The organism is Maribacter sp. (assembly GCF_039968975.1).
Classification (GTDB): Bacteria; Bacteroidota; Bacteroidia; order Flavobacteriales; family Flavobacteriaceae; genus Maribacter.
In genome coordinates, this window is sequence record NZ_JBDVOT010000147.1 from 1 (window position 1) to 14,939 (window position 14,939).

The following is a 14,939-nucleotide window of genomic DNA, read 5'->3' on the forward strand; positions in this document are numbered from 1 at the left end:
AACTATGACCAAAGCAATAGAAACAAATGGAAGGGCAAGACACCTATTCCTAAAGAAAAGGAATTTTCTAAAAATATAGATAAAATCGTTCAACTATTGAACGATAAAAATGTTCAAACGTTTGGCAACATCGATATAACAAATTTCCCTTGGCCGGTAACTAGAGAGGAATGTCTAAATACATTAGATTATTTCTGCAATGAACTACTACCTCATTTTGGCGATTACCAAGATGCCATGCATACAGATGAAAAGTTTCTTTTTCACTCACGTCTATCCTTTGCTATGAACGCCAAAATATTGGCACCAAATAAAGTAATAAATACCGTCTTAGAACATTTTTATGATAAATCTAATGATATAAATATTTCTCAAGTTGAAGGGTTTATACGCCAAATTTTAGGCTGGAGAGAGTATATGAGAGGTATATACTGGAAAGAAATGCCTGAATACAAACAATTGAATACTCTAAACAATACCAACAAATTACCTGAATTCTTCTGGACAGGTAACACAAAAATGAATTGTCTAAAAAAAGCTATAGGGCAAAGTTTAGATGCCTCATACGCCCACCATATACAGCGACTTATGGTTATTGGTAATTTTGCTTTGTTAACGCAAATAGATCCAGATGAAGTTGACCAATGGTATTTGGGTGTATATATTGACGCTATAGAATGGGTTGAAATCACCAATACCAGAGGCATGAGTCAATTTGCAGATGGTGGTATTGTTGCAACAAAACCTTATGTTAGCAGCGCTAACTATATTAATAAAATGAGTAATTACTGTAGTGGTTGCCACTATAGCCATACCAAAAAAACTGGTGAAAAAGCATGCCCATTTAACTCGTTATATTGGAATTTTCTATCGGAGAAAAAAGAACATTTTAAAGACAATCAACGTATGAATATGATGATGGCACTTTTAAATAAAATGGATGGAAATAAACTTGCAGAAATTCAAGAAAGAGCAACTTATATCATTGAAAATTTAGATGATATTTAATCCAAAATAAAAGCCAAAATCACATGGAAACATGGACAAATTCATATTTTTTTGAACAGTTTTTGTCAAAATAAAATTTCGTTTTAATATTAAAAAAACACCTTTTTACAATTGTAAAAGGTGTTTTTTTTGTTCTTAGCTTTTGACAGTTTTACGTTTTATTAGCGTCTTTTTTAAAAAACAAAAAACGTCCTTATCAGTTGAATATGTTGATTTTATCGATGTAATATAAACAACATTAATTTCAGTTTTTTTAACATCAATTTTAACAGTCTACAACAAATGAAAAAAAGTAGTTCATTAAGTTCTTAATACAATCCCTATACTTTACATTATACATAATACACTTTAAATAACTGATTAACAAGTGTTTAATAATGTTTTAAATTTTATCTTATTATGCCCTAAATCCCAAAAGAAAGAAAAGGATTACAGAATTAATACCACACAATAACCATTTTACACAACAACAATTAAATATTAAAAATGTATCACCGTTATTTTGCCAACGTATGTTCATCGACGAATAACACCGTGTGGACTATAAAATTTAATTATTGAACAGATAGATTCTAATTTTGTTTCAGAATTAGATCCCAAATCTGTTCTTCAAAAATTCTTAACCTACTATCCAATAATGACTTGCACAAACAATGCAATCATTTTTGATAAGGTTAAGTATTAAAATTAAGAATTAAACTTAACCATTATTATGAAGTCAATTCACACTTCTAACAACATCATCCCCCATAACAGAAAATCAAAAGCTGTGTTCCCAATGTTTGGAATGCATGAAACATTAGATGCTTCATCTTATTTCAGCTACATATACTGTTCCATAAGCGGAGATGAATTTGTTTATTTCATTGACCGCTCTAATAATAGTATTGACAGTACACTGCATTTTAAACACATAGTTGCAGATATACAACTGACAGATAACAATCCTCTTTACTTAAACCAAACATTTTCATTTAACCTAAAGAATCTATAATGAAAAAATCAACTTTCATAAAATCAACATTGTTGCTATTTGCTATGTGGTTCTTTATTGGTTCTGCAGATGTAACGGCGCAAACTTTTTCAGTTTCAGACGCAAGTGCCAACGAAGGTTCTAACATGACCTTTACGGTTACTTCTGAAAGCCCGTTGTTAGGAAGCTACACTTTCGATGTAACTTATACAGATGGAACTACACTTCCCGAAGATTATAACGGAGATCTTTCGGTAACTCTAGGTTTCTTCTTTAGCTCTACCTCTACATTTACGGTGGCTGCTTTAAATGATGATTGGGTCGAAGATACCCAACAAGAATTTACCCTTACTTTAAGCGATCCTTCTGGGTCATACTCTTTTTCTGATGCAACGGGTACCGGTACTATTATAGACACTGATGTTGCTTATGTAATAGGTGGAAATTACGACATTACAGAAGGTGATGAAATTCAATACAGTTTATCTCTTTCTAATGGCACCAATTCTGGAGGTCAACAATATGTTGGTATAGAAGATGACTATAGTGTTGATTTTTCCGTAGAAGCCAATCCTACCTCAACTAGTCCTGCAAGTGACGGATCAGATTTTAATTCGTTTACCACTACCGTTATTTTCCCTGCTGGTTCAATTGCTGGTTCTGAAATAATTATACCAATACCAACAACTGAAAATACTATTGTTGAACCTTCTGAAGAATTCAATGGTATTAAATCGAGAAATGTAGCAGAAGCTACAAAATATGGTTCATCACCTTCTAGAGTTAGTATCAATACAGAACGTTCTGCATTAAGAATTCATGATAATGATGTTGCTACAGTAAATTTGAGTAATACAACCGAATTAGAATCTGTTGGTAACGCAATTATTGAATTTACACTTAATGGAGAAGTCCAGAATGCTTTTGATATAGATTATACTACATCAGACAATTCTGCTACCCAACCTTCTGATTACACTATTACTAGCGGGACACTAAATTTCAGTGGATCTAATGGACAAAATTTATCAGAAGACTTCGATATTGTTGATGATACGGTTATTGAACCTACAGAGTATTATACAATAGTACCCACTTACACCCCTACCAGTAATGCCATAACCAATTATGTACCACAGAACATTGTATTTGTCGCTACAGAAGGTCAAATTACTATTACAGATGATGATTTAGATAGCGATTTTGACGGCGTTAACGATTTAGTCGATGAAGATGATGATAACGATGGCATTACCGATATTAACGAAGGCTCAGGAGATTCTGACGGAGATTCTATTATAGACAGCTTAGATTCTGATTCTGATAATGATGGTTGCCCAGATGCTATAGAAGCCGGCCATGCGGATTCCGATGATGACGATTATTTAGGTACTTCTCCCCTTTCAGTTGCAAATGGTACTGTAGACGCTTCTACCGGTCGTGTAATCGGTCAAGGTGGTTATACTGGTACTGATAGTAAAGTTACAACGGCTTTTGAAACTGTAAGTATAACATTGCAACCTACAGACAGAGTAGCAAACTTAGGTGATACTGTAACATATACTACAGCAGTTAACGGAACAGCTCTAAGCTACCAATGGGAAGTTAGTTCTGACGATGGTACTACTTGGAATTCAATTTCAGATGGTGGCATCTATTCTGGTGCTACAACTACAGCTTTAACGCTAACAAATATAACAAGTACCGAAAGTGGAAACCAATATCGCTTTAGTGCTTATGATAGTGAGAACTTATGTACACCATATACGTATTCTAATGAAGCAGATTTATTTATTAGACCAACCGTTGAAATAGCCGATGCTACTTCTGCAGAAGGTGCTGACCTAGATTTTGCAGTAAGCCTTTCTCATGAGGTAAACGAGGCGGTAACTTTTGATTTATCTTATATCAATATTACTACGTTAGCTACAGATTACACAGCTGTATCTAATTTTTCTGTTCCTAGTAACACTTTAAATACCAATATATCAATTGCTGCTATTGATGATGCTATAATTGAAGGTGACGAAACTTTTACCCTGGGTATGACCAATGGTTCATCAAATGCCGGAGATATTACCGATACCGCAACGGGTACTATTACGAATATCAATGTACCTTCTGCTGGTGACGGAGTTTCAATAGCTGATTTCTCTGTCAATGAAAATGTAGGTACCGTAAATTTTGTCTTAACCTATACCGGACCTACTGTTCAAGATTCTTTCACCGTTGATTATGCCATTACAGATGTAACCACTACTTCTACTTCAGATTATAATGTTAATCTAAGTGGTCAAGTTACCTTTCCAGCGGGTACTGCTGACGGAGATACTAGCAATTTATTACTTGCCATTACAGATGACACGGTTATTGAGGGCGATGAAAGCTTGACAATACAAATATCAAACATCTCTAACAGTCTTTTAGCTATTACAGATGCAGACGCTACAGGTATTATTACAGATAATGACACTACCGCAACTACAGGGTTATCTATCGCAGATATTAACTTCAACGAAGCCACTGCATTATCCAATTTTGTTGTAACCTATAATGGTGGTAACGTTAAAACAGGATTTACGGCTGACTATACCATAACAAATGGTTCTGCAAATTCTGGTACAGATTATACTGCTGCCTTAACCGGACAAATTTCTTTTCCAAACGGTACTACGGATGGAGCAACACAACTAGTAAGTGTTACTATTATTGATGACAGTATTATTGAAGGCAACGAAACCTTAAATATAGAATTATCTAACCTATCTACTACCCTTATTAATTTAGTTGACCCAAATGCAGTAGGTACAATTTTAGATAACGATACAAAAACGGCAACAACAGGGTTAACTGTTGCTGATATCGTGGTTGATGAAGCTACTGGCAATACTAATTTCGTAGTTACCTACAATGGCGGCGATTTACAAAATGCCTTTACTGTCGATTACAATGTTACTGATGGTACCGCTTCCTCTGGCTCAGATTTCAGCGGTAACCCTGACTTAACCGGTCAATTGAACTTCCCGGCAGGAACTAAGGACGGCGACTCGCAAAATGTAAGTATTAACATTAATGACGATACGATAATTGAATCTGATGAAACTATCAATTTTCAATTAACGAATTTATCTACTACACTAATTAATTTAGTAGACCCAAATGCTATTGGTACCATTACCGATAACGATATAAAAACAGCAACTACCGGTTTAAGCGCTTCAGATTTTTCTGTTGACGAATCTGCCGGAAGTGCAAGTTTTATGATCACTTATAACGGTGCAGATGTTCAAAATGAATTTACAGTAGATTATAGTGTTACAGATGGTACTGCTACAAAAGATAAAGATTACACTATTGTTCTTGCTTCTGGACAACTAACTTTTCCTGCAGGTACTAAAAACAATGACCAACAATTTGTTACCATTACTATTTCTGAAGATTCTTTTATTGAGGCTACCGAAGATTTAAACATTCAGCTTTCAAACCTATCCACTTCTTTAATAAATATTGTAGATCCAACTGGTACCGGTACTATTTTAGACAACGACAATACTGCTACTAGTGGCATAGATTTTCAAAATTTAACCGTAACAGTTGTAGAAGGTGACACTAATGGAACAGTAAATGCAACTTTTGTTGTTGAATTCAATGGTGATGTTGATACTGGCGAAACTATTGAAGTTGACTACTTTGTAAATAATGGGTCTGCAAATAACGCAACAGATTTCAATCCGAATGCTACTATACAAACCTTAACCTTTACCAATGCAGTAAAAACTCAAAACATTATAGTTCCAATCATAAGTGATGATGTAATTGAAAACGAAGAAGACTTCTTTGTCAACTTAATTGCTATTCGTTCAAGTGTTGGTATTAACTTATTAAATAACCAAGCTAGAGGAGTCATTACCGACGATGATGGTGGCGCAGTATCTGTAACCGGTTTTAGTATTATAGAACAAACCAACGGTATAAATTTCGATGTTACTTATACGGGAGATAGATTAAATGGTGGTTTTGAACTTGATTATGAAATTACAGATATAAGCACAACCAATGGTGATGATTATACATTAAATACAGCACCACTAGCTACGGGCTCACTTACTTTTTCAGGTGTAAACAATGAAGTACGTTCTGTTCAAATTAATGTGGTTGGTGATGATTTCATTGAAAATGATGAAGATTTAAGAATAACAATTTCTAATCCGTCTTCTGACACTGACCCAACAGTATCTTCTAAAATTAGTATTACAAATGCTGATGCTATAGGTACCATTACCAATGATGATGGCGGTACTATTGATGTAACAGGTTTTACCGAAGACGAATTTAATGTTACTACCAATTTTGATATAAGCTATACAGGTAAACCTATTAATGGTGGTTTTACGGCTACTTATGAAATTACCGATGTAACAACGACTACAGGTAATGATTATACTTTTTCATCACAAACGGGTACCTTAAATTTTTCAGGTGCCGCAACAGAGGTTTTACAAGTACCTGTAGATATCATACAAGACGCATTAATAGAAGGAGATGAATCATTGAGATTAACGATAACTTCAATTTCACCAAACACAATAACGGCATCTAACCCAACAGCTATTGGTACTATTACAGATATAAACCATTTACCAACTGCGGTAGATGATTCTTTTGTTGTATTCCAAAATCAAGCTTCTGCTGATATTACCATTCTTGACAACGATGATTATGGATTTGACGGGCCAGCATCTACCAATGCTTTACAAATAGTAAACAACCCAATAAACGGTACCGTAACATTAAGAAATAACGGCACACCTAGTGATGCTACCGATGACTATTTTGAATATCAACCGAGTGCATCATTTAATGGTAATGATTCTTTTAGATATAAAATTGTGGATTCCAACGGCTCTGAAGATGAAGCCGTAGTCAACATATTCGTAAACGATACCAACCTTAAAAAAGATTTTGAAATTCGTTACTCTGGTAGTATCAATGGAGATTTCACCATGATTGCTAATAATGTTCTTTCTAGAAATGCAACTGGTAATTACAATGGTGAAGCTGGAAACCACGATTTCAACAATAATGTTTTTGTAGATATCGATTCAGACCCATCTACATTTAATTCTACCAATGCCAACTTAAACAATCCTGAACCTTCTTTAAGTTGTTTGAACATTAAGAAAGCATACTTATACTGGGCTGCTGCAGATAAGGAATATGACGGTACTACAGGTGGCAGTGCTACTGAACCATCTTGGAACTACAATCAGGTAAAACTGATGTTACCTGGTCAATCATCCTATACAACTGTTTCTGCAGACGAGGTAATTTATAGAGGTCGTGATGATCATTTTCAAAATGACCCCTATGTATGTATAAAAGATATTACAGATGATATAAATGCACTTTCTACTCCTTTTGGCTCATACCAAGTTGGTAATGTAAAGGCTACTGAAATGGATTTACGTTCGCACGGTATCGCAAATGTTACCGGAACTTCTGGTGGATGGCAAATTGTATTCGTTTATGAAAATGTTTCTTTAGACCCTAAAAACATCACCTTATATGATGGTTATGTTCACACTTTCGCATCTGACGGTGCAGGTGAAACTGAATTTAATTTTAGTGGTTTCGAGACCATTCCGAACGGAAATATCAATGCCAATGTAATGTTAGGTGCGCTAGAGGGAGACCGTGATCTAAGTGGTGACCAATTATTGATTTTTGATACCAGCAACAACTGGTCTAAACTATCGACTACATTGAGAGATGAAGATAACTTCTTTAATAGCCGCATTACTATTGATGGATTAAATTATGTGGATAGAAATGCTGCAAGTACCAATACCTTAGGTTTTGATGCTACCGTATTTCCATTAGCTAACACCGCTAATAGATATATAGAAAACGATCAAACATTTGCACGATTTAAAATTACTACAGATCAAGAATCTTACGGTTTGTATTTAATGGGATTAAGTGTAGATGTGTACAAGCCTAGCTTAGGTGCCTTGAATTTAAGTACAAACACTACCGGTCCTTTCGACGCTGGTGAAATTGTACCATTGACCTTAAATGTTACCAATATTGGTAATGATGATATTCAAGACCTTGTAATTACTACCGTTTTACCCGCAGAAGCTAATTTTTCAGGCGTAGGCACATTACCTAATGGTATTACCCACTCTTATGACCTAGCAACGAAAACCTTGACTTTTACGGCTCAAAATGGTATCACTAATATGGGTGATAATTATGACCTTGATTTTGATATTGAAATTATAGAGGCTTGCTATTTCTTAGAAACTGCATGTACCGCTAGTTTTGAACTTCAGGCTAACGCTACTTATAGTGGTGTAACCAATGGCGACCCTATTACAACCAATAGCTCTTCGTCTACTGATTCTTGTGGAATTGGCACACACACACCTACTATTATAGATGTGCAACAGCCTCCACAAGTAAACTGGTCTACTGCTCCGAATGCATTGGACAGAACCATTGCTTGTGATAATATTGCTGCACTTAACCATGCCAATTCTTTAGTACCTGCAACTGCTTCTTGTAATTTTACTTTACATAAAACAGCCGGTAATTTTGTTCAATCTGGTGCATGCCCTACCGAAGGTACTTACACAAACACTTGGACCTTTACCGATGCTTGTGGCAGAGTTAGTGATACGTTTACTCAGGTTATCACCATAGAAGATGATGAAGCCCCGACATTTAACGAGTCTTTACCTCAAGATTCTTATGCCGCCCATGATAATATCCCAGTAGCTCCAGTGCTTTCTGCGAATGACAATTGTGATTCTAATTCTACAGTTACATTTAACGAAACATACGATGGTGATAATACAAGTACGTCATATACGATTATAAGAACTTGGACAACTAACGATTGTGCTGGTAATAGCACAAGCCATACACAATACATTTACGTTAGTGAAAATGGTAATCCTATTGGTCTTAGTATTAACGATGTTACCGTTAATGAAGATGCTGGCACGGCTGTTTTAGAAATAACTCATACGGGTACTGTTTCTGGTGGTTTCACCGTAAGCTATGCTACCGCAGATGATTCTGCAATTCAAGCCAGCGACTATGTTTCCACATCTAATAGTGTTTCTTTTGCCGGTACTAATAACGAAACAAAATCGGTTACCATAACAATTAATGATGACACAATTATAGAAACTACTGAACAATTCTTTGTTCAGCTTACAAGCGGCACAAATACACCTACCATTAATGATAATGAGGGTATTGTAAGTATCACTGATAATGATAATGTTCCTGGCAGTACAGGTGTTTCTTTTGCCAATGATAATGTTATTGTTACAGAAGGTACTGATACCTTTGCAAGATTTGTTGTGACGTTTACTGGTACTATTGCTTCTGGCGAAACGGTAACTGTTGATTATGCTACAGCAAATAGAACTGCTATCGAACCTGGTGATTACTCATCTTTTAACGGTACCGCAACTTTCAACAGCGCTATCAATTCTGTAAATATTGATGTTCCAATTATGGATGATGCCATTATTGAACCAGCAGAGGATTTTACTATTACGTTATCTAATATACAATCTAATATTAATGTTGGTTTTCTTGATGAGCAACCAACAAATACCGCAACAGGTACTATCAACGATAATGACAATATACCTGGAACAACGGGTATATCATTTCAAAATGATAATATTACAATAGATGAAGCGGCAGGTACCGCCACTATCAATGTGTTATTAACAGGAAATGTTCAAGGCGGATTCACGTTAGATTTCACAACCAATGATAATACGGCTACACAACCTAATGATTACACTACTAACTCTGGTCAGTTAACTTTCGCAGGTAATGATGGGGAATTGCAACCTATAACCGTGGCTATTATCGACGATAGCATTATTGAGGTGACCGAAGGTTTATTCGTAGACCTTTCAAACCTTTCAACGACACTTATAACTATTAATGACAATCAAGGTACTATCAATATTACCGATAATGATAGTGTTGCAGGTACGGGTATCTCGTTCCAAAATGATGACATCATGGTTAACGAAGCAGATGGCACCGCTACTATAAACGTACTTTTAACCGGAAATGTTCAAGGCGGTTTTACTGTAGATTACGCAACTGCAGACGATTCTGCTGTTCAACCTGGTGATTATACTACTGCCACTGGTCAATTGAGCTTTGCCGGAACAGATGGGGAAATTCAACCTATTACGGTGACTATTATTGATGATAATATAATTGAGGCCACAGAAAGGTTGATTGTAAATCTTTCTAACCTATCTACCTCTTTGATATCTATAAATGATAACCAAGGGAATATCAATATTACCGATAATGACAATATACCGGGCACTACTGGTATTTCATTTGAAAATGATGATATTACCATAAATGAAGATGCAGGTACGGCAACTATAAACGTACTATTGACAGGTAATGTTCAAGGCGGTTTTACCATAGATTACGAAACAAATAATGATTCAGCAGAACAACCCGGTGATTATACGACAACCTCTGGTCAATTGACATTTACCGGTACAAATGGCGAAACTCACCCTGTAACCGTATCTATAATTGATGATAATATTATAGAAACGACAGAAAGGTTATTTGTAGACTTATCTAACTTATCTACAACGTTGATCGCTATTAATGATAACCAAGGTAATATCAATATTACCGATAATGACAACACACCTGGCACCACAGGTATTACGTTCCAAAATGATGATATTACGGTAGATGAAGCTGTGGGTACCGTAACCGTTAATGTATTATTGACAGGTAACGTTCAAGGTGGCTTTACCCTAGACTTTAATACTGGTGACGATACTGCTGTTGAACCAGATGATTATACCACGAGCACTGGTCAATTAACTTTCGTTGGTACTGATGGAGAGCTACAACCTATTACCGTTGCTATTATAGACGATAGCGCAATTGAGACAATAGAAAGATTATTTGTTAACCTTTCTAACTTGTCCACAACATTGATTGCTATCAATGATAACCAAGCTAACGTTAACATCACCGATAACGACAATATACCTGGCACGACCGGTATTGCTTTTGAAAACGATGATATTACGGTAGATGAGGCAGCTGGTACGGCAACAATTAATGTTCAGTTATCAGGAAATGTTCCTGGCGGATTTACTTTAGATTACACTACAAATAATGACACTGCAATACAACCTGGTGATTATTCACCTATAAACGGCCAATTAACATTCAATGGTAATGATGGAGAAATTCAGCCTATTACGGTAGCAATTATTGATGATAATATAATTGAAGCTACCGAAAGATTGTTTGTTGACCTATCTAATCTATCAACTTCATTGATTACCATTAATGACAACCAAGGCAATATTAATATTACGGATAATGATAACATACCTGGTACTACAGGCATTTCTTTCCAAAATGATGATATTATAGTAGATGAAGCTGCAGGTACCGCTACAATAAATGTAATGCTAACAGGTAATGTTCAAGGAGGATTCACTTTAGATTATACGACCAATAATGATACTGCCGTAGAACCAGATGATTATACTACTGATGCCGGTCAATTGACATTTATAGGTACTGATGGTGAAACCCTCCCTATTACCGTAAATATTATTGATGACAACATCATTGAAGCAACAGAAAGATTATTTGTTGATCTTTCTAACTTATCGACAACATTGATCGCTATTAATGATAACCAAGGTAATATCAATATCACTGATAACGATAACATACCAGGTACAGGTATCACTTTCGAAAATGATAATATAATTGTTGATGAAGCTGCCGGTACAGCAACAATTAATGTATTGTTGACAGGTAATGTTCAAGGTGGATTTACTTTGGATTATACAACTAACAATGACACTGCTGTAACACCAGAAGATTACACCACAAATGCAGGTCAATTAATATTTGTTGGTACAGATGGCGAAACTCAACCAATTACAGTTGTAATTATTGACGATAATTTAATTGAGGCGACCGAAAGATTGTTTGTTGACCTATCTAATCTATCAACTGCATTGATTACGATCAATGACAACCAAGGTAATATCAGTATAACCGATAATGACAATATACCAGGTACTACGGGTATTGCGTTCGAAAACGATAATATTACGGTAGATGAAGCCGCTGGTACGGCAACAATTAACGTACAACTAACGGGTAACGTTCCTGGTGGATTTACTATTGACTTTGATACGGCAAACGGATCGGCAATTGAACCTGGCGATTATACAAGTAACTCTGGTCAGTTGACATTTGCTGGTACAGATGGAGAATTACAACCTATTGTTGTAACTATTATTGACGACAATTTTATTGAAACTACAGAAACGTTATTGGTGAATTTATCGAATCTATCAACTTCATTAATCGGTATTAACGATAATCAAGGTAATATCAATATCACTGATAACGATAACATACCTGGTGTAACCGGTATTTCGTTTGAGAATGATGATATCACGGTAGATGAAGCTGCAGGTACAGCCACGATCAATGTATTGTTGACCGGTAATGTTCAAGGTGGGTTCACTTTAGATTATACAACCAATAATGATACCGCTGTAGAACCAGGAGATTACACGACCAACGCAGGGCAACTAACGTTTGCCGGGTCGGACGGTGAAATTCAACCTGTAACGGTTACCATTATAGATGACAACATCATTGAAGCAACAGAAAGATTGTTTGTTGATCTTTCTAATCTATCTACGACATTGATTGTTATAAATGATAACCAAGGTAATATTAACATCACTGATAACGATAACATACCAGGTGTTACCGGCATTTCTTTCGAGAATGATAATATCACAGTAGATGAAGCTGCCGGTACAGCTACTATTAATGTATTGTTGACAGGTAACGTTCAAGGTGGATTCACTTTAGATTACACTACTGATAACGATACTGCTATTGAACCTGGTGATTACACTACTAGTGCAGGGCAATTAACATTCACTGGTACAGACGGGGAAATACACCCAATAACTGTAAGTATAATTGATGATACGTTAATAGAGTTTACAGAGAGTCTTTTTGTAGACCTTTCAAACTTATCCACTCCATTAATCGTTATCAATGATGACCAAGGTATTATCAGCATCACAGATAATGATGCGGACCCATCTCTATATGGAGTTCAATTCGATGTTACTTCAATAGATGTTAATGAAGATGCAGGTACGGTTTCGCTTGACGTTGTTCTCAATGCCGACGTTCAAGATGAGTTTACGGTAGAATATTATACTGCAGATGGTACTACTTTAGATGGTAGGGATTATACTGGTGTTCCTCAGGATTCGCAGACCTTGACATTTGGCGGAGCAAATTCAAATACACAGACCATCATAATTCCTATTATCGATGATACGTTGATTGAATTTACTGAAGACTTCCAAGTTATTCTTGAAGATATCTCTTCTCCTATTGTTGGTATTCTTGCCGATGATACGGCTACGGTTAATATTATTGATAACGATGCCGACCCTTCTTTATACGGAGTTCAGTTCGATGTTACTTCAATTGATGTAAACGAAGATGCAGGTACAGTTTCTCTTGATGTTGTTCTTAACGCCGATGTTCAAGATGAATTTACAGTTGAGTATTATACGGTTGACGGTACTACTATTGATGGTAGTGATTATACCGGTGTGCCTCAAAATACACAAACTCTTTCGTTTGGAGGTACTAACTCGAACACACAGACTATTGTTATTCCTATTATTGATGATACGTTGATTGAGTTTACTGAAAACTTCAATGTGATACTTGAAGATATCTCCTCTCCTATCGTTGGTATTCTAGCAAATGATACGGCTACGGTTAATATTATTGATAATGATGCAGACCCTTCTTTATACGGGGTCCAGTTCGATGTTACTTCAGTTGATGTAAATGAAGGTGCAGGTACGGTTTCTCTTGATGTTGTTTTAAACGCTGATGTTCAAGATGAATTTACAGTTGAGTATTATACTGTAGACGGTACTACTATTGATGGTAGTGATTATACTGGTGTCCCTCAAAATACCCAGACATTGACATTTGGTGGTACCAATGACAATACTCAAACCATTGTAATTCCTATTATCGACGATACGTTGATTGAATTTACTGAAGACTTCAATGTTATTTTAGAAAATATTTCTTCTCCTATCGTTGGTATTCTTGCCAATGATACGGCTACGGTAAATATTATCGATAACGATGCAGATCCATCTTTATACGGAGTTCAATTTGACACTACCTCTGTTGAGGTTAATGAAGGCGCAGGTACGGTTACCCTAAACGTAGTTCTTAATGCTGATGTTCAAGATGAATTTACGGTTGAGTATTACACGGTTGACGGTTCTGCTTTAGATGCCTTTGATTATACCGGTGTTGATCGTAATACACAAACATTAACTTTTGGCGGAATAAATGACAATACACAAACTATAATAATTCCGATTATAGACGATATCATCATTGAAGACCCAGAGACTTTCAATGTTATACTTGAAAATATTTCAAGTCCGATTGTTGGGATCTTATCAGATAATATAGCTACGGTAACTATTATTGATAATGATGGTGACGAAGGTTGGCCTACAGATGAGACTATAGAAGCTTGTGATACTATACCAGATGCTTTTGTAATAACTTCAGATAGCGATTGTGCCATCACGGTAGATTATACTGAATTAATTGAAGGGCAAGACGATGAATGTGCTACTGAATATACCATTACCAGAACATGGACCATCACTGATTGTGTGGGTAATGTTCGTATACATACGCAAGTAATTACTATTGAAGATACGGTTGCCCCAACATTTAATGAGGCTTTACCACAAGATATGACCGTTGAGTGTAATATGGTGCCAGATGCCTCTGTATTGACTGCAACAGATTCTTGTGAACCAGACATCGA

General features: G+C 35.9%; 3 protein-coding genes. All 3 read left to right on the plus strand.

The genetic code is table 11. The features are described from left to right. Positions 1-1,008: cryptochrome/photolyase family protein (locus ABJI11_RS10035; RefSeq protein ID WP_348351750.1), on the plus strand; the 1,008-nt coding region annotated here is incomplete at its 5' end. Between the two features lie 712 nt (positions 1,009-1,720). Next, positions 1,721-2,002, plus strand: a complete 282-nt coding sequence (locus ABJI11_RS10040; RefSeq protein WP_348351752.1) for a hypothetical protein — start codon at positions 1,721-1,723, stop codon at positions 2,000-2,002. Continuing rightward, a partial coding sequence (locus ABJI11_RS10045; RefSeq protein WP_348351754.1) for a Calx-beta domain-containing protein occupies positions 2,002-14,939 on the plus strand: 12,938 nt, incomplete at its 3' end. The genes ABJI11_RS10040 and ABJI11_RS10045, both read left to right, overlap by 1 nt.

Excerpts from the sequence above, each read along its gene's own strand:
- ABJI11_RS10040 (WP_348351752.1), top strand. The coding sequence starts at position 1,721 with ATGAAGTCAATTCACACTTCTAACAACATCATCCCCCATAACAGAAAA.